Source organism: Streptomyces sp. NPDC046925 (genome assembly GCF_040644915.1).
Lineage (GTDB): Bacteria > Actinomycetota > Actinomycetes > Streptomycetales > Streptomycetaceae > Streptomyces.
Window position 1 is genome coordinate 819,482 of the sequence record NZ_JBEYWZ010000003.1, and the last position, 24,748, is coordinate 844,229.

Sequence of the window (24,748 nt, forward strand, 5' to 3'; positions counted from 1 at the left end):
CTCCCGCCCTGCCCCGTCACCCGAGCAGCGACTCCAGGGGGACGGACGGGTCGGAGAGGGACTCGGCGGGCGGTCGTGCCCCCGTGCTGATCAGCTTCTGGATGGTGTCCGTGACGTCCCACACATTCACGTTCATCCCGGCGAGGACGCGTCCCTCGCTCAGCCAGAAGGCGACGAACTCGCGCTTGCCGGCATCGCCCCGGACCACGACCTGGTCGTACGAACCCGGCGGCGCCCAGCCCGAGTACTCCAGGCCCACGTCGTACTGGTCGGAGAAGAAGTAGGGCACCCGGTCGTACGTCACGTCCTTGCCGAGCATCGCGCGGGCCGCGGCCGGGCCGCCGTTCAGGGCGTTCGCCCAGTGCTCCACGCGCAGACTCGTGTCGAAGAGCGGGTGGTGGACGGCGGCCACGTCGCCCGCCGCGAAGATGTCCGGGTCCGAGGTCCGCAGGGAGGCGTCGACCACGACACCGCCGCCGTGCGCCCGCTCCGCGATCTCCAGACCGGCGGACTCGGCGAGCGAGGTGCGCGGGGCGGCGCCGATCGCGGCGAGCACGTCGTGCGCCGGGTGCTCCTCGCCGTCGTCCGTGCGGGCGGCCAGGACCATGCCGTCCTGGCCCGCGATCTCGGTGAGTCTGGCGCCGAAGTGGAAACGCACGCCGTGCTCGGCGTGCAGGTCGGCGAACATCTGGCCGAGCTCGGGGCCGAGCACCGCGTGCAGCGGGGTGGGCTCGGGCTCGACGACGGTGACCTCCGCGCCGTACTCCCGCGCGGCGGCGGCGATCTCCAGGCCGATCCAGCCCGCTCCGGCGATCACCAGATGGCCGTTGTCCCGGCCGAGACTGGCGAGAACCTGCCGCAGCCGGTCGGCGTGCGCGAGACGGCGCAGGTGGTGCACGCCCGCAAGGCCGGTGCCGGGGACGTCGAGGCGGCGCGGCTCGGCGCCGGTGGCCAGGAGGAGCTTGTCGTAGTGGATGACGGCGCTGTCACCGAGGCGGACGGCCTTGGCCGCGCGGTCGATGGAGACGACGGTCTGGCCGAGATGCAGCTCCACGTCCGCCTGCGCGTACCAGGCGGGTTCGTGGACGAAGACGGTGTCGCGCTCCTCCTTGCCCAGGAGATACCCCTTCGACAAGGGTGGGCGCTCGTACGGGTGATCGCGTTCGTCGCCGATGAGGATCACCCGGCCGGTGAAGCCCTCGGACCGGAGTGTCTCGGCCGCTTTCGCGCCCGCGAGACCTCCTCCGACAATGACGAACGTCTGATCCGCGTCGACCACTTGATGCCTCCTCAAAGCCTTGCCGTCAGGGGGGAGCGTCCCGCACGGAGCGTGATGGGGGAAGGGGTTGCGAACCGATCCGGCCAGTTTTCGTCACGCCCCGTGGTCGAACGGCTCATTTCGCATATGTCAGGGGTGTCTTGCCGTGAGCCGCGCGTGCAGGGAGCGCGCGGCGGCGTCCGTGAGCGACGCGATCTGGTCGACGACCACGCGCAGCGCCGCACGGTCGTCGGACGCCGTGTCGTACAGCGCGCGGAACTGCGGGTCGAGCCCTTCGGGGGCGCGGGCCGTGAGCGCCTGAGCCAGTTCGGCGACGACGATCCGCTGGTCCGCGCGCAGCCGCTCCTGGGCGGGGCGCTGCATCACGTAACGGTCGGCGACGGCCTTGAGGACCGCGCACTCGTGGCGGGCCTCGCGCGGCACGACGAGTTCGGCGGCGTACCGCGTCAGGGGGCCCTTGCCGTACCGCAGGCGGGTGGCGGTCTCGGCCGCCAGGCAGAAGTGGCCGATGAGCTGGCTCGTCGCGTCCTTCAGGCGGCCCTGGGCGACCGCCGAGCCGTCGTACCCGTGCGGCCACCACTCCTGGTCCAGGAGGCGGTCGAGGGCCTCGGACAGCTCCTCGGGGTCGGTGTCCGCCGGTACGTAGCGCCCTATGGCCACGGCGAAGATGTCCCGGCGCTCGGGCTCGGCGTGCAGCACGTTCGGATCGATGTGCCCGGCGTGCAGGCCGTCCTCCATGTCGTGCACCGAGTACGCGACGTCGTCCGACCAGTCCATGACCTGGGCCTCGAAGCACGTGCGGCGGCCCGGCGCCTCCTTGCGGACCCAGTCGAAGACCGGCCGGTCGTCCTCGTAGACGCCGAACTTGGGGGACTCGGGGTCGGTGGGGTGGGCGCCGCGCGGCCAGGGGTACTTGGTGGCGGCGTCCAGGGCGGCGCGGGTCAGATTGAGGCCCACGCTGACGAGTTCGCCCGTGTCCTCGTGCGTGACGAAGCGCTTCGGTTCGATACGGGTCAGGAGGCGCAGGGACTGGGCGTTTCCCTCGAAGCCGCCGCAGCTCTCCGCGACTTCGTTCAGCGCCTGCTCGCCGTTGTGCCCGAAGGGCGGGTGGCCCATGTCGTGGGAGAGGCACGCGGTCTCCACCAGGTCGGGGTCGCAGCCGAGGGCGGCGCCGAGCTCGCGGCCGACCTGGGCGCACTCCAGGGAGTGCGTCAGACGGGTCCGTGCGCTGGCGTCCCACGCCTCGTTGCTGCGCGTGCCGGGGGTGACCACCTGGGTCTTTCCGGCGAGGCGGCGCAGCGCGGCGGAGTGCAGAACGCGCGCGCGGTCCCGCTGAAAGGCGGTGCGCCCCGGCCGTTTGTCCGGCTCGGCGGCCCATCGCTCGACGGCGGCCTCGTCATAGGCCGCCTCAGCGCCGTACGCGTTCGATGCAGTGCCTTCCATGCACCGACAGTAAACGCAAGCAGTGACAAAGAGGGCTTCAGGGGCCCTCCGTGGCCGTCAGTGGCCGTCAGGCGGAGGCGAGCTGACGGGGCGGAGCCTGCGGGGCGGTCGCGCGGGCCCGGTCGTAGCGGTGCAGGAGGAGGCGGGCCATGGCCGGGTGGGCGCCGAGCGGGGCCGACGCGATCCAGGGCGCGGCGTCGGCGCACTGGGTGGCGAAGCGGCCGGGTGCCGTGAAGTACGAGGCCACGGCGGTGCGGTGGCGGCCACGGGCGGCGAGGGCACGCACCGCGTCGGGCACGCCGGGCGCGGAGGCGTCGGTCGGGGTGGCGTACGCGGGCACCACCGGTACGCCGAGCCGCTGGGCGAGGAGGTCCGCCGTGCGCCGGGTGTCCGTGGCGGAGTCCGGGTCGCGGGAACCCGCGGCGGCCAGGACCACCGCGTCGGTGCGCCGGTCGGGCCGGGTCGGCCAGCCCGCTTCGAGGAGCCGGTCGTGCAGCGCCTCGACGAGCAGGGGGTGCGGGCCGAGCGGGGCGGCGATCCGCGTGTCGAGATGCGGAGCGTCCGCGGCGGCGCCGGGGATGTCGTGCTTGACGTGGTAGCCGCGGGCGAGCAGCAGCGGCACGAGGACCGCGGAACCCCTCTCCGCGGCGAGGGTGTCGGTGAGCAGCGGCTCGTTCAGCTCGATGTGGCCCGGGCGCACGGCGAGTCCCGGCCGCAGCTCACGGACCCGGTCCAGGAGCGCCGTGACGGTGGCGAGCGCGCGCGGGTCACGGCTGCCGTGGGCGACCACGACGAGGGCAGGCGCCGGGGCGGCGGGTTGTTCGGTGCGGCGTCTGCCGTGCAGGGAGACGAGGTTCAGCTGGCTGCCGAGCTGGCTGGTGATCCGGTCCATGATTTGCGCCGTACTTTCGAGAGGGGTGTTGCCGGACTCGTCGCGAAGAGGGTTCGACGGCGTCATGGACCGAGGATGGCCGGGCCGCGTTTCGGTCGCGTTGCGCGCCGGTGACGGGTCCTTTCGGCCTGGCTCACCGGCGCGAACGCGGCGTTGTCAGTGCGGTCGCTTACCGTTGTGCGCAGAGATCGGATCGGGGGGATCCGGCATCGGTGCACGGGGGAACGGAATGGAGCTGCCGGGATGGATGCGGCGGTCGGGGGCGCGGGAGCCGTCCCGCCTGCGGGGCCTGACCAGTAGGTGTGTGGCCGGGCTGCGCGGCCTGCGGCTGCCGCGTACGCGTCGGGGACAGCGGCGGGCCGTGCAGGCCTTCATGGCCGTCTGCGTCCTCGCGCTGCTGCCCGCGACCTGGCTGTTCGTGACGACGGAGGGGCGGCTGCACACGACGGCCGACGTGCCGCGCGCCCGGGTCGCGGTCGTCTTCGGCGCCGGTCTGTGGAACGGCGAGCCGTCGCCCTATCTGGCGCACCGCCTCGACGCGGCCGCCGAGCTGTACGAGGCGGGGCGGATACAGGTCGTGCTCGTCACCGGCGACAACAGCCGCGAGGAGTATGACGAACCGGACGCCATGCGCGCCTATCTGACCGAGCGCGGCGTGCCGGGGCGGCGGATCGTCAGTGACTACGCGGGCTTCGACACCTGGGACAGCTGCGTGCGCGCGAAGAAGGTGTTCGGCGTCGACCGGGCGGTGCTGATCAGCCAGGGCTTCCACATACGCAGGGCCGTCGCGCTCTGCCGCGCGGCGGGCGTCACGTCGTACGGCGTCGGGGTCGACGCCAAACACGACGCGACCTGGTACTACGGCGGCGCGAGGGAGGTCTTCGCGGCGGGCAAGGCGGCGTTGGACTCGGCGTTTCAACCGGATCCGCGCTTCCTCGGCCCCCGGGAGCCGGGCGTGGACCGGGCGCTGGCCGCACCTCGCTGATCCCGGGCCTTGAGCGGGGTTGCGTCTGCCTGCTTTCGCTCATCGGCCGGGTGCGGGTCGTGGTCCGTCCTCGCGCAGTTCCCCGCGCCCCTGAAGGGGCTCACAGCGGGGTATGGGGCTCGCTGAGGTCGGCTTACCGCGTGTGTAACGCGATCGCGTCGGGGCGCGTAACACGCTCGGCGGACGCTGGACCGCATGCACACCGAGGCGACACCGACCCACTGTCCGTACTGCGCGCTGCAATGCGGGATGAGCCTGGCCGGCGGCCCCGGCGGGGTGGAGGTCGTGGAGCGTCCGCAATTCCCCGTGAACAGGGGCGCGCTGTGCGGCAAGGGCCGCACCGCACCCGCCGTGCTCTCCTCCCGGGTGCGCCTGACCGAGCCACTCGTCCGATCCCACGCCACGGGCCGGCTCGAACCGGCCACCTGGGAGGAGGCCGTCGCCCGCGTCGCCGAGGGCCTTTCGCGCACGCGCGGGGAGCATGGCGCGGATGCCTGCGGGGTGTTCGGCGGCGGGGGTCTGACCAACGAGAAGGCGTACGCCCTGGGGAAGTTCGCGCGGGTGGCGCTCGGCACGTCGCAGATCGACTACAACGGCCGGTTCTGCATGTCGTCGGCGGCAGCGGCGGGGCAGCGTGCCTTCGGGCTCGACCGGGGTCTGCCGTTCCCGCTGGAGGACATCCCGCGCACCGGGTGCGTGATCCTCGTCGGGTCGAACCTCGCCGAGACGATGCCGCCCGCGCTGCGGTATCTGACGGAACTGAAGGAGAACGGCGGGAAGCTGATCGTCGTCGACCCGCGCAGGACCCGCACCGCCGAGCAGGCCGACCTCCATCTCGCGCCGCGCCCCGGCACGGACCTCGCTCTCGCGCTCGGGCTGCTGCACCTGGTGGTGGCCGAGGGGCGGACGGACGAGGCGTTCATCGAGGAGCGGACGAGCGGCTGGGGCGAGGCGCGGGCGGGGGTGATGGCGCACTGGCCGGAGTACGTGGAGCGGATCAGCGGGGTGCCCGTGCCGCAACTGCGGGACGCGATGCGGATGTTCTGCGACGCCGAGGCCGCGATGGTGCTCACCGCGCGCGGGCCCGAGCAGCAGTCCAAGGGCACGGACACGGTGGGCGCGTGGATCAACCTCTGCCTCGCGACGGGCAACGCGGGCCGCCCGCTCGCCGGATACGGCTGCCTGACCGGGCAGGGCAACGGCCAGGGCGGCCGGGAACACGGCCAGAAGGCCGACCAGTTGCCCGGCTACCGCAAGCTGACGGACCCCGCGGCGCGGGCGCACGTGGCGCGGGTGTGGGGCGTCGACCCCGACTCGCTCCCCGGCCCCGGCCGGTCCGCGTACGAACTGCTCGACGCGCTCGGCGGGGACATCAAGGCCCTGCTCCTGATGGGCTCCAACCCGGTCGTGTCGGCGCCGCGCGCCGCGCACGTGGAGGAGCGGCTGCGCTCGCTCGACTTCCTCGCGGTGGCCGACGTCGTGCTCTCCGAGACGGCGCGACTGGCGGATGTCGTGCTGCCGGTGACGCAGTGGGCCGAGGAGACGGGAACGGTGACGAACCTGGAGGGGCGGGTGCTGCTGCGCCGCCGGGCACTGAGCGCGCCTGCCGGGGTACGCAGCGATCTGGACGTACTCCACGGCCTCGCCGCGCACCTCGGCCACGAGAAGGGCTTCCCGACGGACCCGGAGGAGGTCTTCGACGAACTGCGCCGCGCCAGCGCGGGCGGAGCGGCGGACTACTCGGGGATCTCGTACGCACGCCTGCGGGAGGGCAACGGGGAGGGCGTCTTCTGGCCGTGCCCCGGGGACGAAGTCGCGGGCGCTGACGTGGGCGCGGGCGCTGACGTGGGCGCGGGCGCGGCGGGTGTCGTGCATCCCGGTACTCCCCGCCTCTTCCTCGAGCGGTTCGCCACCGAGGACGGGCGGGCGCGGTTCGTGCCGGTGGTGCATCGGGATGCCGGTGAGGAGCCGGACGCGGGGTATCCGGTGCTTCTGACCACGGGGCGGGTCCTCGCGCAGTATCAGTCGGGGGCGCAGACGCGCCGCGTCGACGAGCTCAACTCCGCCGCCCCCGGCCCGTTCGTGGAGCTGCATCCGCGGCTCGCCGCACGGCTCGAGGTCGGGGAGGGCGAGCCGGTGAGCGTCGTGTCGCGCCGGGGGCGGGCCGTCGCCCCCGCGCGGATCACGAGCGCGATCCGCGCCGACACGGTCTTCATGCCGTTCCACTGGCCGGGCGAGGGCCGAGCCAACTCCCTCACCAATCCGGCACTTGACCCGGTGTCACGGATGCCGGAGTTCAAGGTGTGCGCGGTGCGGCTGGAGCGGGCCCAGCTCACGAAGCCGTAGACGCAGTCGCACCCGTAGCCGTAGCCGTAGCCGTACGAGATCCCGCCACCCCCGCCCGCCCACTAACCGCCGCCCCTCCGCCCTCCCCTCACCGCCGCCCCCTCACCCCCGCGCCCGGAACGACGCCCAGTCGCCTCCCCCGATCACCGCCCCCGAGGCCCGCAGTCGCGCCGCCACCCGCGGCGCCGCCACGTACACCCACGCGCGCGCCGCCGCCCCGTCCAGGAGGGTCACCTCGCGCACCACGCGGTCGTACAGATTGCGGGGGTCGCCCGGTGCGCAGACCTCCAGTACGTCGAGATCGGCGAGGAGCCGTTCGTACGCGGACGGCAGGGCGGTGATCAGCTCGCCGCGCACCTGGCCGCCCCCGGGGTCCTCCACCAGGTACGGGTAACCGGGCCCCTCGTAGAGGACCGCCCCCGTGAGCCGGGCGGGCGCTTCCGCCGCCGAGCGGCCCCGCAGATAGGCGCCGTGGTTAGGCTCCCCCGGCCGCAGCGTCCCGTACACGAAGAACGGCAGCCGGACCCCCCGCGACATCACTCGGCCGTCTCCTGCTCCACCCACTCCAGGTACGCCGCGCTCCCCCGTACGACCGGCGTCGCGATGATCTCGGGGGTGTCGTAGTCGTGGGCCTCGGTCAGCCAGGCCTCAAGGGCGTCGTACCGCCCGGCGGTCGTCTTGAACAGCACCTGCCACTCCTGCGCGGTCTCGACGGCGCCCTCCCACCGGTACACGGACACGACGGGCCCCGCGATCTGCGCGCAGGCGGCGACACGTGCCGCCACCGCGCCGCTCGCGAGGTCCTGTGCCTTCTGTGCGGCATCGGTCGTGGTCAGCACGGTGAGCACCACGGCCTGCCCGAACCGGGATCCGGCTTCGTTCGTCGACGTCATGCACCGATTGTCACCGGGCCGGAAGCCGCTTCGGCCCGGCAGGGGACACCGGCCTGGTCGAAGGTCCCGAACCCGGCGGTTCCAGCCTGCTTACCCCTGTCTGTTACACAATCTCCCGTTTTCCGTGATGGACGGTTCCTAACGTCGGCAGGGACATGAACCTCACCTGCCCCCACCGCCGCCTCCTGCGCCGTGCCGCCCTGCTCACCGTCACGGCTGCCGTCGTGCTGGCCGGCTGCGGCAGCCTGGACGGGCTCGGTGCCGGTGAGCCCGCGCCGTCCGTGTCCGTGCAGCCGCACCCCGACGCGCTCTGGCCCGCCTGGTCCGGTACGTCGTCCGACACGCCCGGCGCCGACACCGCGACCCACCAGCCGCCGCCGGAACCCCTGGAGGGACTGCCGAAGCTGGGCAAGGGCGGACTCGGCGCGGCGGACTTCCGCAAGATCCTGCGCGCCGATCCGCGGATGAAGCCGCTCGCGGACCGCGGCGAGATCGACCGCCCCGGCAAGGCCGGGCTCCGGCCGCCGCTCCTGACCGACCTGACCGGCGACGGACGGCCCGATCTGCTCGTGGCCGCGGACACGGAGAGCGGACGCAGCGTCCTCGCCGTCTACCGGGAGCACGAAGGCCGCGTCTACCCGATCCTGCTCACCGCGGGCAAGCGCGTGAGCGTCGCGACGATCGGCCCCGACCTGCTGGTGCGCAGCTCCTGCGCGGACGGCGGCGAGCAGGCCGTGCGCTACCACTGGGACGGCGTACGGATGTCCACGGTGAGCGACATCAAGAGCTACAAGAAGACGCCGGACACCGTCGGGAACACGACGGCGGAGCCCACCCCCGACCCGGAGTCCACGCAGTCCCCGCAGTCCCCGCACGACACCGAATCCCCGCACACCCCGCACGACACCGAATCCCCGCACGGCAAGAAGGACGGGCGGTGATGAGGGGCATCGCCGGGCGCCCCCGCGCCGCGTTCAACGCCCTCGGCCTCCGCTGGAAGATCGCCGCGCTGCTCGCCGCCGGCTGCGCGGTCGTCGCCGTCGCCATCGGCATCCTCGTCCACCAGGCACGCCTCGAACAGGTCTCCACGAGCGCCAGGTCGGGGGCGACCGCGCAGCTGGTACGGGTGCGCCAGCTGTACGAGCTGACGGGGCAGGTCGACCCGGACGACGAGACCGGCATGGACGCCGCGCTCGACGCCCCGGACCTGCCCGCGTCGCTGCGGGCCGCGGCGCTGGACGGGCGGCGGACCACCTACCTCGACATGGGCGCCGACCATCCCGTCGTGTGGGCGGCGCGGCCGGTCGGCGACCGGGTGCTCTCCGTGCGTGAGCCGCTGACCGAACAGGCCGCCGAGATGGCGGAGTTCGACGAGAAACTGATGGCGTCGGGTGCCATCGTCGTCCTTCTCGCGGCGCTCGGCGGTGCCGCGCTCTCCAGCCGCCTCAGCCGGGAGCTGCGGACCGCCGCGGCCACCGCGCGCCGCATCAGCCAGGGCGAACTCGACGCCCGTATCGATCACCCGAGAGCGCCGGGCAGCCGCCCCGGCAAGGACGAGGTGGCCGAACTCGCCGCGGCGGTCGACACGATGGCGGCGTCCCTTCAGCAGCGCCTGGAGGCCGAGCAGCGCTTCACCGCGGACGTCGCCCACGAGCTGCGCACCCCGCTGACCGGTCTGCACACCGCGGCCGAACTGCTGCCGCAGAGCCGCCCGACGGAACTCGTGCGCGACCGGGTCACGGCCCTGTGCACCCTCACCGAGGACCTGCTCGAAGTGGCGCGCCTCGACGCGGAGATGGAGCGCCCCGATCTGGCATCGCACCGCCTGGGCGCGCTGGCCGAGGGGATCGTGCGGCGCTCGGGGTGCCCCGTGCGGTTCGCGGCGGCGTGCGGCCCGGACGACACGCTCGTCCGCACCGACGCGCGCCGCCTGGAGCGGATCATCGCCAACCTCGTCGCCAACGCCCGCAGGCACGGCGCGGGCACGGTCGACGTACGGGTGGCCGGGCCCGTGGTCACGGTCAGCGACCGCGGGCCGGGCTTCCCCGAACACCTCCTGAAGGACGGCCCGCAGCGCTTCCAGACCGGTGCGCGTGAGCGCGGTCAGGGCACGGGCCTCGGCCTGACGATCGCGTTGGGCCAGGCGCAGGCCATCGGGGCGCGGGTGGAGCTGCGCAACGCGGAGGACGGCGGCGCGGTGGCGGCGGTGCACCTGCCGGAGCCCTGAGGCGCCGCGCCCCGGCCGCCCGGATGCCCGGCCTCCGCTGGAGCTCAGGCGCTCCAGCCGCCGCCGACCGCCCGGCTCGACAGGTAGGAGTCGCGCAGCGCCTTGCGCAGGCCGGGGACCAGCTCGTCGAACCGTGCGGCGAGCTCCTTCAGCGCCTGCTTGTGGGTACGGACGTCCGCGCGGCTCCACACGCAGGTCACTTCGAGCTCCACCGCGAACACGGCCATGGCCAGTTCGTCCAACGGGATCGTCATCGGGGCGAATCCCTTGAGCACGGTGTCGCGCACCCGCTCCTGGAGGGCGCGCACCGCGTCCGGGTGCACGACGGTGACGCGGTCGGCCGGGATGAGCCCCATCACCCTGCCGCGCGAGACGGTGACCTCGCCCGCGGCGGCGAGCTGGTCGCGGACCGGTGTCTCCGCGGTGTGGGCCTTGTTGTGCACGAAGGAGAGCCAGCCCTTCGGCCTGCTGTCGGGCAGGTCGCCCCATACCGACGCGGCGAAGGAGTCGTCCGGCGTCTTTCCCGGCACGCGGATCACCTTCCCTCCCTTCGCGTCGAGCAGCCCGTCGCGCGCCAGCTCGGTCAGGGCACCGGCGCGCAGCAACTGGCCCCGGCCCTGGAGGTTGTCGAGCTGGAACTTGCCCTTGTCCACGGTGTAGCAGAGCAGGTAGAGCTGCTGCGGCAGTGTCTTGGTCAGGGTCGTCATGCCGTCTCCTCCGGTGTTTCGCGGGATTCGAAGCCCAGGTGGCGGGCCAGGAAGCGTTCCGCCCCGGCGTAGAGGGCGAGTACGTTCTCCGGGTTCTCGATGGCGTGGCCCTCGTCCTCCATGACCGTGTATTCGACGGGGACATCGCGGGCGCGGAGGGCTTCGACGAGCCGGTCGGACTCGGCGAGGACGACGCGGGCGTCGTTGGCGCCGTGCACGACCATCAGCGGGGTGCGGATCTGGTCCACGCGGCTGATCGGGGAGCGGGCCATCATGTCGGCCTCCTGATCCGGGTCGGCCGGGTCGCCGACGTACGTGAACCAGTTGTAGGCGAGCATCGGTTTCACGAAGTCGGGCTGGTTGCGCATGAAGTTGGCCAGGTCCGAGATTCCGACGACGTCGACGGCGGCCGCGAAGACGTCCGGGGTGAAGCTGACGCCGACCAGCGTCGCGTAGCCGCCGTAGGAGCCGCCCATGATCGCCACGCGCCCGGGGTCGGCGTACCCCTGGTCGACCGCCCACCGCACCGCGTCGATCAGGTCGTCGTGCATCTTGCCCGCGAACTCGCCGATGCCGGCCCTGGTGAAGGCCTTGCCGTAGCCGGTGGAGCCCCGGAAGTTGACCTGGAGGACCGCGCAGCCGCGGTTGGCGAAGAGCTGCGCGGGCGGGTGGTAGCCCCAGCTGTCCCTGGTCCAGGGGCCGCCGTGGACGAACAGGACCAGCGGAAGCCGGGACGGCTCGACGCCGATCGGCAGCGTCAGGTGCGAGGGCAGGGTCAGTCCGTCGCGGGAGGTGATCGACACCGGGCGCATCGGGGCGAGGGACTCGGGGTCCAGATGCGGCTTCGCCCGGTGGAGCAGGCGGGTCTCGCCGGTGGTGTGGTCGTAGAAGTAGGTGACGCCGGGGTCGCGGTCGTGGGTGAAGCTCGCGACCCACCGCTGTCCGCTCTCGTCGGACGACACTCCGGCGAGATCGCCGTCGGACAGCTTCTCCAGGTTCTCCAGTACGGCGGCGAAATGCGGGTCGAGGGCGTGGATCACCTGCCGCTCCCCCAGGTAACGGACGCCGAGCAGTTCGCCCGTACGCCTGTCGCGGATCAGCGGGGAGGGCAGGGCGGGAAAGACCCGTGCGCGGGTGTCCAGGTCGTAGCGGGGGTGGGAGTCGACCTCTTCCTCCTTGCCGGTGGCCAGGTCGAGCCGGGCCAGGCGCAGGCGGTCGCTCCCCTGGTGCGAGCCCACCCACAGCCCGGTGCCGTCCGGCGTGACCTCCATGGGGTAGACCCCCAGCGGGGCGTCGCCGCCGTCGAACCGCGCCACCGGGTCCAGCGCACCCGTCGCCCCGTCCCAGCGGGACAGCTCGATGTCGCCCTCGGCCGTCGTCGCCACCGCGAACGGCTCGCGCTCGCCGTAGAGCCACCCTTCGACACTGTCTCCGGGGCTCTGCGCGAGGGTCACCAGGTCGCCGGTGGCGATGTCCAGTTCGACCAGGTCGAAGCGGGCCCGGTCGCGCGCGTTCAGCTGGGTGATCACCTTGCCGGGCCGCCCGGCGGGCAGATCCACGCCGACGGTCCGCGCGCCGGGGTAGGGCGTGAGGTCCACCGCGGGGGCGTCCGGGTCCTCCAGGTCGACGCGGTAGAGGTGCACGTTCTCGTCGCCGCCCTGGTCCCGGGTGTAGAGCAGCCACCGCGGGTCGCGGGTCCAGTGGTAGCTCACGACTCCGCGGTCCTCGGCGGTCACGCACCGGGCGTCGTCGGGTGCGTCGACGCTCTCGACCCAGACGTTCATGCGGTTCTTCCACAGCGCCAGGTACGCCAGCTTCGTGCCGTCCGGCGAGAGGGTGACCATCGCGCGGGGCGGCGGCCTGAAGAACTCCTCGACGGAAATCGTCTCCCGCGGTTCCATGTCGATCCTTCCCTCGGTGGGCGCTCAGCGGCGCGAGTGGGCGCAGCGGCGCGAGTGGGCGCACGGCGGCGCAAGGAGGCCAGGCCAAGCGGCCCGCCTGTCACTTAATGACAGTGTCACTAAATGACAAACGCTTCAAGACCACCCCCGGGAAGTTGCGACCGCCGGGCACGTACGGCGATTGAGATCCGCATCCCGGAGCAGAGGAAGCACGAACACCTCGACGGAGGCGATTACCCGGACGAAAGGCCGGGTGTGACGTGCGTCACACGCAGAGGGGGTGGCCAGTGAGTGTCACTTAATGCCAAGCTATCACTTAGTGACACGGCAGCATCGCATCTTGTCCCCCCACGACGACCTCGGGAGAACTGACCACCATGAAGACCGTGAGCTTCCTGGAGACAGAGTCCGACACGCAGGCCGCACAGACGGCGCAGACGGTGCCCCCGAAGCGTCCTTCAGCCCTCGAACAGGCGGGCGGCACCGAGGGAATCATCTACTCGTCACTGCCCGCGGTGGCCTTCGTCGTCGCCAACAGCGCCGCCGGCCTGAAGGTGGCCGTCTTCGCCGCCCTCGGCGTCGCGGTGGCCATCGGCGTCCTGCGGCTGGCGCGCAAGGAGTCCCTGCAACCCGCGATCGGCGGCGTGTTCGGCGTCGCGGTCGCCGCCGGCATCGTCTGGTTCACCGGCTCGGCCAAGGACTACTTCCTCATCGGCATCTGGGCCAGCCTGGGCGGCGCCGTCCTCTTCCTCGCCTCCGTCCTGGCCCGCTGGCCGCTGGCCGGCGTGATCTGGAACGGCGCCACCGGCAAGGGCAACGCCTGGCGCGCCGACAAGCGCTCGCGCCTCTACTACGACATCGCCACCCTGGTCCTCGCCGCCGTCTTCGGCGCCCGCTTCGCCGTCCAGCAGTACTTCTACGCCACCGACCAGGTCGGCTCCCTCGGCGCCGCCAAGATCGCCATGGGCTTCCCTCTCCTCGCCGTCGCCTTTCTCGTCGTCGCCTGGGCCGCCCGCAACTCCAACAAGCGCCTGAAGGCCATCGGCCTCCTCCCCGCCAAGGGCGCCTGACCCACCCCCCTGCGGCGGCCTGACCCACCCCCCCCTGCGGCGGACGGCGACCCCTCCACTCGGACAGGGCCGCCGTCCGCCGCTGCGTGTTCGTACGCCCCGCAAAGAAGTTCGTACGCCCCGGAAAGAAAGAAGAGGCACGACGATGGCGACAACGAGCCGAGGAGAAGCGGTCCGACCGCTGGGCGTGTTCGAGCGGAGCATCGACTTCTACATGCGCCGCAATCCCCTCCAGTTCTCCCTGGTCGCCGAGCTCGACCGGCACGTGACGGAGGCCGAACTGGCCGCGGCGCTGGTGAAGCTGCGCCGGCGTCACCCGATGCTCGGAGTGACGGTGGACCGCACCGGGCCCGCGGCCGTCTACCGGAAGGCCGACGGCGCGATCCCGGTGACGACGCTCGCCGACGGCACGCCCTGGCAAGCAGCCGTGGCCGCCGAGCAGACCCGTCCGATCGCCCCGGCCCCGGACCACCCGCCGGTGCGCGCCCTCCTCCTGCCGCGGGGCGGGCGGTGCGCCGTCGTGCTGACGTTCGCCCACCAGATCGCCGACGGGGTCGGCGGGCTGCGGGCACTGCTGGATCTGGTGGCAGTCCTGGACGGCCAGGAACTGGCGCCCCTCGGCGTTCCGGCGGCGCTGGAACACCTGCTCGACCGCGTCGCCACGGCACCGGACGCCGGAGAAGCCGCCCTGCCGGTGGACGCTCCACCGGCAGGGGACGCTCCACCGCCGGTGGACGATCCGCGCATGAACGCGGCCGGCGAACTCGTGCCGTTCTCCGGGCAGTTGCCGCACGTGCAGGCTCTGGCCCTTGACCAGGAGCTGACCACCCGGCTCGTCGAACGCTGCCGTCGGGAGAACACGTCGGTGCATGCCGCGCTCTGCGCCGCCGCCGCGACGGTGTTCCACCGCCGCGGACGGGAGTTCGTACGGGTGCTGACCCCGATGGACCTGCGTCGGGCCTGCGGCATGCCCGACGAGGTGGTGAACCGCTTCACCGGGGCGAGGACCGCGAGCGAGGCGCACGAGGCGGACGACTTCTGGAAGCTCGCCCGCGGCACCCGCGAGTCCCTGGCGCGACAGCGCACTCCGGGCGCCCTCAAGACGGCCGGTGCGGCGCTCGCGGAACACGCCCCCGCGAGCGCGGAGGAGGCCGAAGCGATGATGAGCGTCGCCACCGCCGCCGACATCCAGATCACGAACCTCGGTGTGGCGCATTCGCCGCGGCAGAGCACGGACACGCTCACCGCCCTGTGGGGCCCGGCGCAGATCACCCAGATGCGCGGGGAGCACGTACTCGGCGTCGTCACCGTCGGCGGGCGGCTGCGGATGACGGAGTTCACCCACGATCCCGTCGCCGGGCTTGTCGGTGAGATCGCCGCCGTGCTCGCCGAAGCGTGCGCCTGACGCCGCCTACCGGAGCCGTACCACCGTGCCCCACTGGCACCAGGGCGTCACTTAATGTCATTATGACACTCAAAGTGGCGGCAGGGACCCGAGCGGAGGTGACCGGCATGGCGACGGCCAAGCGTGGTGGAAACGGAATGAGTGAGCAGCGGCGTCACCGGCTCCGCCTGGAGATCTCCCGGGAGGCATCACGCCTGTTCTGGGAGCAGGGCGTGGACGCCACCAGCGGTGATCAGATCGCCGAGGCGGTGGGCCTGTCCACCCGCACCATCTGGCGCCACTTCCGCAGCAAGGAGAGCTGCGCCGAACCCATCGTGACGCAGGGCGTCGAATGGGAGATGCGCACGCTGCGCGAGTGGCCGCTGGATCTCTCGCTCGAAGAACGCTTCAGCACGGAGTCGAGCCGTTTCCGCCGCGAGGCCAGCGCCGTCGAAATCGCCGACAACGCGCTCGCGATGCGGATGATCCGCCTCGCTGACACGGAACCAGCCCTGCGCACCGCCTGGTTGATGGCCTGCGACCAGGTGGAGCGCGAGATGGCGGAGATCATCGCGAAGCGCCTCAAGCTCCCGGCCACCGACGTCGACGTGCGCCTGCACGCCGCGGCGGCCTCCGCCGCCATCAGGATCCTCAACGAGGAAATCGGCGCGGCCCTCCTCGACGGCGTCGACCCCGCGGAGTTCGCCGACACCCCGGCACGCCTGGCGCACGCCGTTCGCCGGGCCACGGGAGGAGCCGTGGGAGACCCGGTCGCCACCTGAGCCGGGTAGCCTGAGCCGGGTGACCTGAGAAGGGCGACCCGAGCAGGGCGACCTGAGCCCGGTGTGGGCACGGTGTGGGCACGGCGTGGGCACGGTGACGATGCAGACGCTTGCCACATGCGCCACTTAATGCCATCGTGACACTTGATGACATCTGTGTATGTGTCGCGATGAGGTGATCCGGATGGCAGCGCTCTCGACTCCCGCCACCAGGGGAACGAGCGAGCGGCGGCGGCATCGGCTGCGCCTGGAGATCTCCCGCGAGGCCTCCCGCCTGTTCTGGGAGCACGGCGTCGCCGCGACCAGCGGCGACCGGATCGCCGAGGCGGTGGGCCTGTCCACCCGCACCATCTGGCGCCACTTCCGCAGCAAGGAGAGCTGCGCCGAACCCATCGTGATCCGAGGTGTGGGATGGGAGACGCGCGCGTTGCGGAGCTGGCCGCGCCATCTCTCCCTTGAGGACCATCTCGCCGCGGAGGTCATCAGGTACGAGAACGCCGCCGACGCCGTGGACCACGCCGACACCTTGCTCGCGGTCAAGATGATCCGGCTTGCGGACCACGAGCCGTCGATCCGGACGGCCTGGCTCATGGCCTGTGATCACGTGGAGCGCGAGATGACCGCGATCATCGCGAAGCGCCTCAAACTCCCGGCCGACGACCTTCGGGTGCGACTGCACGGGGCGGCGGCCTCGGCCGCCTTCCGAATCGTCAACGAGGAGCTCGGCGCCGCCGCACTGCGCGGTGTCGTCCCCGCGGACTTCGAGGACGACGTGATCCGACGCGTGGCGCGTGCGGTACGCGATGCCACCGGGGGCGCGATCGGCGACGCGCTCGCACCCGACGCCGTCGCACCCGACGCGGCGGAGTTCCCGGAACCGCCTCGCTGACCCGCTCCCCCCCGGCGCCCTTCGGCGATGCGCTCAACTCCCGTACGGACGTACCTCCTTGGCGCCCCGAAGCGCCCACGCCCACCAGTGGAGCTGGTCGAGCATCGACTTCGCGGCGGCGTTCGCGGCCGCCGGGTCCCTGTGGGTGCCGTCGTCGGCGAAGAGCGCGCCCGCGTTGTGGAAGGAGACGGTCTCGCGAATCGTCATGGTGTGCAGTTCCGCGAAGACCGGACGCAGGTGCTCGACCGCGCGCAGGCCGCCGGAGAGCCCTCCGTAGGAGACGAAGGCGAGGGGCTTGGCCTGCCATTCGGCGTTGTGCCAGTCGATGAGGCTCTTGAGGGACGCGGGGTAGGAGTGGTTGTACTCGGGGGTGAGGACGACGAAGGCGTCAGCGGCGGCGAGCTTCGGGGTGACCTTGCCGAGTTCGGCGAGGGTCTCGGGCGAGGGGTTGTGGGAGAGCGCGGTGGGCAGACGGGAATCGGCCAGGTCGACGACGTCCGCCTCGAAGTCCGCGTGTTCGCGGATCCGGGACAGCAGCCAGTCGGCGACGATCGGCCCGAAGCGGCCCTCGCGATTGCTTCCGATGATGACGGCGACGCGCAGGGGCGTGGTCGGCTCGGCGGTGAGCGCGGTCGACGCGGCGGGCGTGACAGTAGACGTGACGGTGGACGCGGCATCAGCGGCAGTCGTGTTCGTGGTCATGAGAGGAGCCTCCTTCCTCAACCTAACTTGAGGTCAAGCGGCTCCCGCGGACGAGTTCGCCGGACGACTCGCTCGCCGGACGCCCTCCCCCACGTCGTACGGTGAAGCCCATGACAACTCCCGCGCCTCTCCTGCGCCTTGAGATCGACGGCCGGGCCGCCACCGCCGACCGGCTGCTGTGGCCCGCACTCGGCGGCGTGGGGCACTTCACCGCGATGCAGGTCAGGGGCGGCGCGACGCGCGGACTCGGGCTGCATCTGGCCCGGCTCGACGAGGCCACCCGCGAGCTCTTCGGCCACGGACTCGACGGCGAACACGTCCGCACGCTCATCCGGAACGTACTCCGCGACGACATCACCGACGCCTCCGTACGTGTCCACGTCCACGCACCGGAGGGCGAGCCGTCCGTGACGGTCACCGTCCGGCCGCCGGGCGGGATGCCCGAGAGCGCTCAGGCGCTGCGGCCCGTGCCCTACCAGCGGCCCTTCCCGCACATCAAGCACCTGGGCGGCTTCGGCCAGGCCCGGCACGGGGAGCTCGCCCGGCGCGCGGGCTTCGACGACGCGCTGCTCACCGCGCCCGACGGGACGATCAGCGAGGGTGCCGTCACGAACATCGGCTTCTACGACGGCTCGGAGATCGTCTGGCCCGACGCGCCCTGCCTGACCGGCATCACCATGCGGCTGCTCGAACCGCGGCTCGCGGCCGCCGGTCTTCCCACGCGCCGGGCCCCGGTCACGCTCGCGGACCTCTCCTCGTACACGGCCGCCTTCGTCACGAACGCGCGGGGCATCGCACCCGTGCGGCGGATCGACGCCACGGACTTCACGGTCGACGAGAAGCTGATGGAGACACTGGCGAAGGTGTACGCCGACACCCCGTGGGACACCGTCTGAGGCGTCCCGCGGGACGCCGTCCGAGGTATGCCGCGGGACACCGTCCGAGGTCTGCCGCAGGACGCCGTCTGAAGCGGAATCAAGTCCCGCGCGGGGCTGCCGCGGAGTACCGGGTCACCCATTCACAGGCGCCGTGGGCCCCCTTCGGAGTCTCCTCGGCGACACGCCGGGTGACCTGCTGGAATGTTTCCGTCGATGTGTCAGAAGCGGCTCCCCCGCTGCATTTCTGACGAGCCTTCAGGAGGCGTGCGCCGCCGAGTGCCACTTACCTCGGTAGAGCGGGGTTCGACCGACTCAGCGGCACGCGGAGGTGCCGCGGGCCGTGCCCTCTGAAGGCTTCTCGGAGGAGCAAGCACGATGCGCAAAGCCCGCCTGCTGACCACTGCCGCGTTCGCCGTCGCATCGGCGAGCCTCCTCGTCCCGCCCGCGGCGGCCACCGCGTCCGCCGACGGCGCCGGGAGCGCGGGGGGAGGCCTCGAAGTCCGGCCCGCCACCGTCATGCCGGGCGACGCGGTCACCGTGAGTACCACCGCGTGCGGCAGCGAGGGGGCCGCTTCGGGGGATGCCAGCGCGGTCGGCGCCGGCATGTTCACGCTGACGCCGGGCGCGCAGAAGGAGAAGGCGGTCGGTGAGTTCAAGGTGCCTCCGTCGGCCCAGCCCGGCACCTACGAGATCGTGGCGAAGTGCTCCGGTTCCGGCGCCGAGGGCAAGGAGACGGCGGGCGACCTGGTCGTGACGATCACCTCCACGGCAGCCGCCCGCGAGGAGCAGCCGGTGGCTCCGAAGGGCTACGTGAAGACGGGGGTCGGCGGCGCTCTCGGCCCCGATCCCGTGCAGACCGCGGCGGGTGTGGCGGCGCTTGCCGTGGCCGCCGCGGGCGGTACCTGGCTCCTGCATCGCCGGGCGAGAGGCGACAGGATCTGACGGACACCCTCCGCTGTCCACCGGTACCGCCAGCCCCCTCCCCCTCCGGGTCCGCATGTCCGTCGTGGGACCGGAGGGGGATGCGGGGACCGGCTTTCCCGAACCCCGAGGGGGACGAGTCGAGTGAGACCCCTGGGAACCCCGGGAAGAGAGAGCTCCGCCCGCGGACCTCTCGGCAGAAAGAGCCTCAACTCCGCCATAGGCGCGGTCACGGTCCTTGCCCTGTGCTCAGGGGCGTGGCTGCTGCACAACGGCCAGGAGGCCCGTACGCCGCCCCAGCCGTCCGCGGCGCAGGCCGCGTCGGCCCATCCCGGTCACGACCGCGCTCCGGCCGCCGCGGCACTCCCCCCGTCCCCGCCCGACCGGATCCGCATCCCGGCGATCCGGGTCGACGCGCCCCTCATGGGGCTCGGTCTCACGCGGCAGGGCAGCCTCGACGTACCGCCGCCGAAGAAGACGAACCTGGCGGGCTGGTACGAGTCGGGGACGACGCCCGGCGAGACGGGCACGGCCATCGTGGCGGGCCACGTCGACAACGCCGAAGGGCCGTCCGTCTTCTACGACCTGGGGAGACTGACCAGGGGCAGCACCATCGAGCTCGAACGCAGGGACGGCAGCGTCGCGGTGTTCACGGTCGACGCGAACGAGGTCTACGAAGCGGAGAAGTTCCCCGACGAGAAGGTGTACGGGGCCGCGGACCGTCCCGAGCTGCGGGTGATCACGTGCGGTGGCAGCTACTCAAGGAAGACGGGCTACCAGGGCAACGTGGTGGTCTTCGCGCACCTGACGAGCGTGCGCTGAAGCCGGGCTCGTCAGCGGGCGCTGAGAACTGGCTCAGGCCAGCCGCGGAGAACTGGCTCAGGCCGGCCGTGGAGAACCGGCTCAGGCCAGCCGCGGAGAACCGGCTCAGGCCGGCCGCGGAGAACTGGCTCAGGCCAGCCACTGCTCGTATGCCATCTTGGCCACGAGGCCGAACACCGTGGTGAGCAGCACGATCCGGACGAAGCCGCTGCCCCGCTTCAGCGCGGTGTGGGCGCCGAACATGCCGCCCGCGAGGTTGAAGACGGCCATCAGGGCGGCCAGTTGCCACAGGACCGCGCCCTGCCAGGCGAACATCGCGAGGGCGCCCGCGTTGGTGCAGACGTTGACGATCTTGGCGGTGGCGGAAGCGGAGACCAGGTCGAGGTGGAGCACGGCGGTCAGCGCGAGCACCAGGAAGGTGCCGGTGCCGGGCCCGATGAGGCCGTCGTAGAAGCCGATGCCGAGGCCCGCGAGGCCGATGGCGGCGAGGATGCGCCGGGGCGAGGCGGGCCGGGCCGGGGGTGCGGTGCCGAAGGCGGGCCTGAAGATGACGAAGGCCCCGACGGCGAGCAGCACCACCATGATCACGGGCTTGAGGACCTCGGTACTCATCCCGGCGGCGAAGAAGGCACCGCCCATGGACCCGGCGAGTGCCGCGAGCCCGATCCGTACGGCGGTGCGCACGTCGACGCGGGTCTTCCTGACGTACGTCACCGCGGCGCCGGTCGTCCCGACGATGGCGACGGCCTTGTTCGTCCCGAGCGCGTGCGCGGCCGGGGTCGATCCCGGCAGACCGAGAAGCAGCGCGGGCAGCAGCAGGAGGCCGCCCCCGCCGACCACGGCGTCGATCCAGCCGGCCGCGAGGGCGGCGACGCAGAGGACGACGACGGTGGTCAGAGATATGTCGGGCATGGTCCGGAGCCTATGGAGGGGGTGATCTTCGCCTTCCTCCGGGGGCACGTTCCGCCGGGTTCTTGTCTTGCCGAGGTCTTATCCTGTCCCTCCTGTCCCCTTCGGCCTCGCCCTCAGGGCGCCGCCCGGGGTGCCGGGACTCCCGTCGGGATGCGGTCGGGCGCCGGGGGTGCCGCCGGGTCGACCGTCAGCGCGAGGACCGTGGCGACCAGCACGCTCGCTCCCGCGAGGCCCGTCGCCAGCTTGCGGCGGGCCTGCAATGTGGGGCCCTTGGCCGGGCCCGCGGGTTTGCGGTGACGTCCCATGTCAGCTGGGCCCTTTCAGAAGGTGAAGCACTCGGCGTGGATGCGGTCCTGCGGAACCCCGGCCCGTTCGAGCGCGGCGGTGGCGGATGCGGTCATGCCGGGCGGCCCGCACAGATACACGTCGTGCTCGGCGAGGTCGGGGACAAGATTGCGCAGGGCCTGCGGGGCGAGCGGGTCGAAGGCGGCGTCGGAGCGCCCGAGCAGGAAGTGCAGCCCCGCTTCCCTGCGCCGGGCTATCCCCTCCAGCTCCTCCCTCAGGACGAGCTGTTCCGCGCTGCCGGCCCGGTAGAGCAGGGTGATGTCGCCCGGACCGCCGGGCAGCGTCTCGAACAGCGCCCGCATCGGAGTGATCCCCACGCCGCCCGCGAGCAGCAGCACCTTCCGCCTCGTACGGCGGTGAGCGGTGAGCGCTCCGAAGGGGCCCGTGGCAAGGACCCGCGTTCCCGGCTTCAGGCGCCGCATACGCCGGGTGTGGTCGCCGATGGCCTTCACGGTGATGCGCAGGGTGTCGTCGCGCACCGGGGCGGACAGGGAGAACGGCAGCGCGGTGCGCCAGAGCCTGCGCTGGAGGAAGCGCCAGCGGAAGAACTGGCCGGGTTCGGCCCTCAGCTCGTCGAGGCCGATGCCCTGCACGAGGACCGATACGACGCCGGGGCCTTCGTCGCGTACGGCGATGACGCGCAGGCTGTGCTTGAGCGCTTGCCGTACGGGCACGACCACGCGGTACCAGACGAGGAGCACCGCCACCGTGGCGTGCAGCATCGACCACACCCACACCGTCACGATGCTGCCCGCCACGTCGGGACCGGCGAGCTGGTGCACGAAGGCGAGGGCGACCGCGAGGTAGGTCAGCAGATGCACGGCCCGCCAGGTCTCGTGCGGGACGCGGCGCCGCATCGCACGCGCGGAGGTGACGCCGACGGCCATGAGGAGCGCGGTTCCGGCGGCGGCGAGGGCGAGGCCCGGGTAGCCGAGCAGGTCGAGGGTGGCTCTGAAGAGGTCGGTGTCGGTGTGGACGGCGTATCCGCACAGGGCGAGCAGGGCGTGGCCCAGGCACAGGGTCAGTACGTAACGCCCGCCGAGTGCGTGCAGCCGGGCGAGGCGGTCGGCGCCGACGCCGTGTTCGACCGCGGGGACGCGGGCCATCAGGAAGAGCATGACGAGCACGCCGTATCCCGCGAGCAGTCCGGTGAGGTGGGCGCCGGTGGCGAAGAGCACGTCCAGCCGGGCCGAGGGTTCGGCCTGGACTCCCCAGAGCGCGGTGACGCCGAGGGCTCCGCCGATGAGTGCGCCGCGCAGGGCGGCGGGGGTGAGGCGGATCGGCGGTATGGGGGTGGCGGCGCGGGCTCGCGGGGCGCGGGGGGCTCGCGGGGCGCGGTCGGCTCGGGGAGCTCGCGGGGCTCGGTTAGCTCGCGGGGCTCGGGGGACCCTGGGAGGCATTACCGGCATCGGGGGGACCTCCATCCCCTCCGTCTGCCGCAGATACGCGGACAGCGCGGGATACGCGGCAAGTCGGGAGTCGGCTACATCGCTGGTCACCGCCGCAGACTAGGCGCGGGGCGCCAACAAAAACGGCTGGTCAGGGGGTTACTGCTGATCCTTAAGGCGGACTTGAGGATCGGCTCAACGGGGGTTAAGTCCGGGGGCGAGGTGGCGCGGCGCGGCGTTCCGGCTGCGGGTACGCGGGGGGGCGCGGGGCGTTCCGGCTGCGGGTGCGTTCGGGGGCGGTGCGGGATCGTCTGTGGGTGCGGGGCCGCGCCGGTATACCCGTCCTCGCCATCCGCCTGTGGTCGCCCATTTGCTTCGGCTGGGGAGCGCCGCGAACCGTGCTCCGGGCGGGAATACCGACACACCCCCTCCCGTCTCGCCACCGACTGCGGGCCGTCACCAACCGGCCTGCTCCTACGCCCGGCCGTGACCCGGCGAGACGGGCGGGTGGGTGGGAAGTGCTTGTTCGTCCAGGACCGGACGCGGGGCAATCGGGCGGGTGGGTGGGAGGGCGCCCTCACATCCCGTTCCGGCGCCCGCTGAGGGCAGCGTTCCTCGTGGGAAACAGTCAGGATGCCGCCGGGTAACACCGCCCCCGCACGCTGCCGTACATGACCTCTTCGAGCCCGAGCCCCGCGACCCCGCCCGGCGTGGTGGTGATCGGCAGCGGCCTCGCCGGAGTCCGCCTCGCCCAGCGGCTCGGGGCCGGCCAAAGCAGCAGCACCGGCAACGGCACCGGCACCGGCACCGGCGCCAGCACAGGCGCCCCCGTAATCATCGGCGACGAGCCCCACGCCCCGTACAACCGCGTCCTCCTCGCCGACGTCCTCGCGGGCCGCTACGGCCCGGACGTCATCGCCCTTCCCCCCGCCCCCGGCGAGTTCCTCCGCACCCGCGCCGTCCGCGTGGACCGCGCGGACCGGCTCGTGCACTGCGCGGACGGCAGCGTCGTCCCGTACACCACCCTCGTACTCGCGACCGGCTCGAACCCCGTCCTGCCGCCCCTGCGCGGCCTCTTCGAACCCGGCGCCACCGAACTGCCCCGCGGCGTGCACGCCTTCAGGACCATGGACGACTGCCTGGCCCTGTCCAAGGCCGCGCGGCCAGGCACCGGCACCCGCGCAGTAGTCATCGGCGGCGGCCTCCTCGGTGTCTCCGCCGCCCGCGCGCTCGCCGCCCGCGGCGTCCAGGTCGTCCTCACCCAGCAGGGCGACCGGCTCATGGAGCGCCAGCTCGACCCGGCCGCCAGCGCCCTGGTCCACCGGCATCTCACCGATCTCGGCGTCGAGGTGCACACCGAGTGCCGGGTGCGCGGCGTGCGGCAGGCCGACGGAGCCGTACGGTCGGTGGAGCTCGCCGACGGCTACGTCCTCGGCACCGACCTCACCGTCCTGGCCTGCGGCGTCCGCCCCCGTACGGGACTCGCGCAGGCCGCCGGACTCGACGTACGACGCGGCATCGTCGTCGACGACGAGCTGCGCACCTCCGATCCGCACATCCGCGCCATCGGCGACTGCGCCGAGCACTCCGGCGAGGCCCGCTGCCTCGCCGCGCCCGCGCTCGAACAGGCCGACGCCCTCGCGGACTCCCTGCTCTCCCCGCAGGACGCGCGCCCCTACTCCGGCACCCGCGCCCTCACCCGTCTCACCCTGCACACCGGACGCCCCGGCTCCGCTCCTCTGGACCTGGCGGCCTTCGGCGACCCCGAGCACCGGCCCGACGACGACGTCGTCCAGCTCGCGGACGCGACGCGCGGCACGTACCGCAAGGTCATCGTGCGCGGTGACCGGCTCGTCGGCGGCGTACTGCTCGGCGAGCTCACGGCGGTAGGCGCGCTCGCCCGCGCCTGGGAGGCCGACGACCCGCTGCCCGCCGACGGCAGCCCCCTGCTCCACCTGCTCACCCACGACGGAGGCCTCTGA

Annotated in this window: 23 protein-coding genes; 12 read left to right on the forward strand and 11 right to left on the reverse strand. The window is 72.6% G+C overall.

Annotated elements, in window-relative coordinates; translation table 11 throughout:
• Positions 1–16: 16 nt before the first annotated feature.
• The 3 genes from ABZ906_RS16935 to ABZ906_RS16945 all read right to left on the reverse strand — a co-directional run bounded on the left by ABZ906_RS16935 (position 17) and on the right by ABZ906_RS16945 (position 3,680).
• Entirely contained in the window at positions 17–1,279 is a 1,263-nt protein-coding gene (locus ABZ906_RS16935; RefSeq protein ID WP_361382695.1) for an FAD-dependent oxidoreductase, read from the reverse strand.
• A gap of 129 nt (positions 1,280–1,408) precedes the next feature.
• Entirely contained in the window at positions 1,409–2,722 is a 1,314-nt protein-coding gene (locus ABZ906_RS16940) for a deoxyguanosinetriphosphate triphosphohydrolase (RefSeq protein ID WP_361382698.1), read from the reverse strand.
• A gap of 67 nt (positions 2,723–2,789) precedes the next feature.
• Positions 2,790–3,680: a sirohydrochlorin chelatase gene (locus ABZ906_RS16945; RefSeq protein WP_361382701.1), complete on the reverse strand. Its 891-nt coding sequence runs from the start codon at positions 3,678–3,680 to the stop codon at positions 2,790–2,792.
• 307 nt (positions 3,681–3,987) lie between these two features.
• On the opposite strand from ABZ906_RS16945, the gene ABZ906_RS16950 reads away from it, so the two are divergent.
• Positions 3,988–4,599 carry an ElyC/SanA/YdcF family protein gene (locus ABZ906_RS16950; protein ID WP_361189731.1) on the forward strand — a complete coding sequence of 204 codons (612 nt, stop codon included), beginning with the start codon at positions 3,988–3,990 and terminating at the stop codon, positions 4,597–4,599.
• A gap of 195 nt (positions 4,600–4,794) precedes the next feature.
• Positions 4,795–6,945, forward strand: coding sequence for a molybdopterin oxidoreductase family protein (locus ABZ906_RS16955; protein ID WP_361382704.1), 2,151 nt, complete (start codon positions 4,795–4,797; stop codon positions 6,943–6,945).
• 102 nt (positions 6,946–7,047) lie between these two features.
• Here the strand turns inward: ABZ906_RS16955 and ABZ906_RS16960 are convergent, their stop codons facing one another.
• Together ABZ906_RS16960 and cutA are read right to left on the reverse strand one after the other, a co-directional pair.
• Entirely contained in the window at positions 7,048–7,482 is a 435-nt protein-coding gene (locus ABZ906_RS16960; protein WP_361382707.1) for a gamma-glutamylcyclotransferase family protein, read from the reverse strand.
• A complete protein-coding gene (gene cutA / locus ABZ906_RS16965) occupies positions 7,482–7,838 on the reverse strand; it encodes a divalent-cation tolerance protein CutA (RefSeq protein ID WP_361382710.1) in 357 nt (118 codons plus the stop codon). The genes ABZ906_RS16960 and cutA overlap by 1 nt, the downstream gene beginning before the upstream one ends.
• A 155-nt stretch (positions 7,839–7,993) precedes the next feature.
• On the opposite strand from cutA, the gene ABZ906_RS16970 reads away from it, so the two are divergent.
• Positions 7,994–8,779 carry a hypothetical protein gene (locus ABZ906_RS16970; RefSeq protein ID WP_361382713.1) on the forward strand — a complete coding sequence of 262 codons (786 nt, stop codon included), beginning with the start codon at positions 7,994–7,996 and terminating at the stop codon, positions 8,777–8,779.
• The gene (locus tag ABZ906_RS16975; RefSeq protein ID WP_361382716.1) at positions 8,779–10,065 is read left to right on the forward strand and encodes a HAMP domain-containing sensor histidine kinase; all 1,287 of its coding nucleotides are present in this window, start codon (positions 8,779–8,781) and stop codon (positions 10,063–10,065) included. The genes ABZ906_RS16970 and ABZ906_RS16975 overlap by 1 nt, the downstream gene beginning before the upstream one ends.
• Positions 10,066–10,109: 44 nt before the next feature.
• Here the strand turns inward: ABZ906_RS16975 and ABZ906_RS16980 are convergent, their stop codons facing one another.
• Positions 10,110–10,772, reverse strand: coding sequence for a GPP34 family phosphoprotein (locus tag ABZ906_RS16980; protein WP_361382719.1), 663 nt, complete (start codon positions 10,770–10,772; stop codon positions 10,110–10,112).
• Entirely contained in the window at positions 10,769–12,673 is a 1,905-nt protein-coding gene (locus ABZ906_RS16985; protein ID WP_361382722.1) for a S9 family peptidase, read from the reverse strand. The genes ABZ906_RS16980 and ABZ906_RS16985 overlap by 4 nt, the downstream gene beginning before the upstream one ends.
• Positions 12,674–13,041: 368 nt before the next feature.
• On the opposite strand from ABZ906_RS16985, the gene ABZ906_RS16990 reads away from it, so the two are divergent.
• From ABZ906_RS16990 to ABZ906_RS17005, 4 genes are all read left to right on the forward strand, one after another.
• Positions 13,042–13,743, forward strand: a complete 702-nt coding sequence (locus ABZ906_RS16990; RefSeq protein ID WP_361383248.1) for a DUF3159 domain-containing protein — start codon at positions 13,042–13,044, stop codon at positions 13,741–13,743.
• Positions 13,744–13,888: 145 nt separating this feature from the next.
• On the forward strand, positions 13,889–15,148 hold the full coding sequence (locus ABZ906_RS16995; protein WP_361382725.1) for a peptide synthetase: 1,260 nt from the start codon (positions 13,889–13,891) through the stop codon (positions 15,146–15,148).
• Positions 15,149–15,285: 137 nt separating this feature from the next.
• Entirely contained in the window at positions 15,286–15,909 is a 624-nt protein-coding gene (locus tag ABZ906_RS17000; protein WP_361189320.1) for a helix-turn-helix domain-containing protein, read from the forward strand.
• 184 nt (positions 15,910–16,093) lie between these two features.
• Positions 16,094–16,798, forward strand: coding sequence for a helix-turn-helix domain-containing protein (locus ABZ906_RS17005; RefSeq protein ID WP_361382728.1), 705 nt, complete (start codon positions 16,094–16,096; stop codon positions 16,796–16,798).
• A 33-nt stretch (positions 16,799–16,831) separates the two neighbouring features.
• Here ABZ906_RS17005 and ABZ906_RS17010 read toward each other — a convergent pair whose 3' ends face one another.
• Positions 16,832–17,500, reverse strand: coding sequence for an NAD(P)H-dependent oxidoreductase (locus ABZ906_RS17010; protein ID WP_361382731.1), 669 nt, complete (start codon positions 17,498–17,500; stop codon positions 16,832–16,834).
• A 110-nt stretch (positions 17,501–17,610) separates the two neighbouring features.
• On the opposite strand from ABZ906_RS17010, the gene ABZ906_RS17015 reads away from it, so the two are divergent.
• From ABZ906_RS17015 to ABZ906_RS17025, 3 genes are all read left to right on the forward strand, one after another.
• Entirely contained in the window at positions 17,611–18,396 is a 786-nt protein-coding gene (locus ABZ906_RS17015; RefSeq protein WP_361382734.1) for an aminotransferase class IV family protein, read from the forward strand.
• 357 nt (positions 18,397–18,753) lie between these two features.
• Positions 18,754–19,320 carry a hypothetical protein gene (locus ABZ906_RS17020; protein ID WP_361382737.1) on the forward strand — a complete coding sequence of 189 codons (567 nt, stop codon included), beginning with the start codon at positions 18,754–18,756 and terminating at the stop codon, positions 19,318–19,320.
• 132 nt (positions 19,321–19,452) lie between these two features.
• Positions 19,453–20,121: a class F sortase gene (locus tag ABZ906_RS17025; RefSeq protein ID WP_361383251.1), complete on the forward strand. Its 669-nt coding sequence runs from the start codon at positions 19,453–19,455 to the stop codon at positions 20,119–20,121.
• A 129-nt stretch (positions 20,122–20,250) separates the two neighbouring features.
• Here the strand turns inward: ABZ906_RS17025 and ABZ906_RS17030 are convergent, their stop codons facing one another.
• The 3 genes from ABZ906_RS17030 to ABZ906_RS17040 form a co-directional block, all read right to left on the reverse strand.
• The gene (locus tag ABZ906_RS17030; protein WP_361189308.1) at positions 20,251–21,033 is read right to left on the reverse strand and encodes a TSUP family transporter; all 783 of its coding nucleotides are present in this window, start codon (positions 21,031–21,033) and stop codon (positions 20,251–20,253) included.
• Positions 21,034–21,146: 113 nt separating this feature from the next.
• The gene (locus ABZ906_RS17035; protein WP_361382740.1) at positions 21,147–21,338 is read right to left on the reverse strand and encodes a hypothetical protein; all 192 of its coding nucleotides are present in this window, start codon (positions 21,336–21,338) and stop codon (positions 21,147–21,149) included.
• Positions 21,339–21,353: 15 nt separating this feature from the next.
• Entirely contained in the window at positions 21,354–22,877 is a 1,524-nt protein-coding gene (locus tag ABZ906_RS17040; RefSeq protein WP_361382743.1) for a ferric reductase-like transmembrane domain-containing protein, read from the reverse strand.
• Between the two features lie 560 nt (positions 22,878–23,437).
• Here ABZ906_RS17040 and ABZ906_RS17045 point away from each other — a divergent pair.
• Positions 23,438–24,748 carry an FAD-dependent oxidoreductase gene (locus ABZ906_RS17045; RefSeq protein ID WP_361382746.1) on the forward strand — a complete coding sequence of 437 codons (1,311 nt, stop codon included), beginning with the start codon at positions 23,438–23,440 and terminating at the stop codon, positions 24,746–24,748.

Coding starts and splice junctions, on each gene's coding strand:
- ABZ906_RS16940 (WP_361382698.1), bottom strand. CDS start 2,722: ATGGAAGGCACTGCATCGAACGCGTACGGCGCTGAGGCGGCCTATGAC.
- ABZ906_RS16945 (WP_361382701.1), bottom strand. CDS start 3,680: ATGACGCCGTCGAACCCTCTTCGCGACGAGTCCGGCAACACCCCTCTC.
- ABZ906_RS16950 (WP_361189731.1), top strand. CDS start 3,988: ATGGCCGTCTGCGTCCTCGCGCTGCTGCCCGCGACCTGGCTGTTCGTG.
- ABZ906_RS16955 (WP_361382704.1), top strand. CDS start 4,795: ATGCACACCGAGGCGACACCGACCCACTGTCCGTACTGCGCGCTGCAA.
- ABZ906_RS16960 (WP_361382707.1), bottom strand. CDS start 7,482: ATGTCGCGGGGGGTCCGGCTGCCGTTCTTCGTGTACGGGACGCTGCGG.
- cutA (WP_361382710.1), bottom strand. CDS start 7,838: ATGACGTCGACGAACGAAGCCGGATCCCGGTTCGGGCAGGCCGTGGTG.
- ABZ906_RS16970 (WP_361382713.1), top strand. CDS start 7,994: ATGAACCTCACCTGCCCCCACCGCCGCCTCCTGCGCCGTGCCGCCCTG.
- ABZ906_RS16975 (WP_361382716.1), top strand. CDS start 8,779: ATGAGGGGCATCGCCGGGCGCCCCCGCGCCGCGTTCAACGCCCTCGGC.
- ABZ906_RS16980 (WP_361382719.1), bottom strand. CDS start 10,772: ATGACGACCCTGACCAAGACACTGCCGCAGCAGCTCTACCTGCTCTGC.
- ABZ906_RS16985 (WP_361382722.1), bottom strand. CDS start 12,673: ATGGAACCGCGGGAGACGATTTCCGTCGAGGAGTTCTTCAGGCCGCCG.
- ABZ906_RS16995 (WP_361382725.1), top strand. CDS start 13,889: ATGGCGACAACGAGCCGAGGAGAAGCGGTCCGACCGCTGGGCGTGTTC.
- ABZ906_RS17000 (WP_361189320.1), top strand. CDS start 15,286: ATGAGTGAGCAGCGGCGTCACCGGCTCCGCCTGGAGATCTCCCGGGAG.
- ABZ906_RS17005 (WP_361382728.1), top strand. CDS start 16,094: ATGGCAGCGCTCTCGACTCCCGCCACCAGGGGAACGAGCGAGCGGCGG.
- ABZ906_RS17010 (WP_361382731.1), bottom strand. CDS start 17,500: ATGACCACGAACACGACTGCCGCTGATGCCGCGTCCACCGTCACGTCT.
- ABZ906_RS17015 (WP_361382734.1), top strand. CDS start 17,611: ATGACAACTCCCGCGCCTCTCCTGCGCCTTGAGATCGACGGCCGGGCC.
- ABZ906_RS17020 (WP_361382737.1), top strand. CDS start 18,754: ATGCGCAAAGCCCGCCTGCTGACCACTGCCGCGTTCGCCGTCGCATCG.
- ABZ906_RS17030 (WP_361189308.1), bottom strand. CDS start 21,033: ATGCCCGACATATCTCTGACCACCGTCGTCGTCCTCTGCGTCGCCGCC.
- ABZ906_RS17035 (WP_361382740.1), bottom strand. CDS start 21,338: ATGGGACGTCACCGCAAACCCGCGGGCCCGGCCAAGGGCCCCACATTG.
- ABZ906_RS17045 (WP_361382746.1), top strand. CDS start 23,438: ATGACCTCTTCGAGCCCGAGCCCCGCGACCCCGCCCGGCGTGGTGGTG.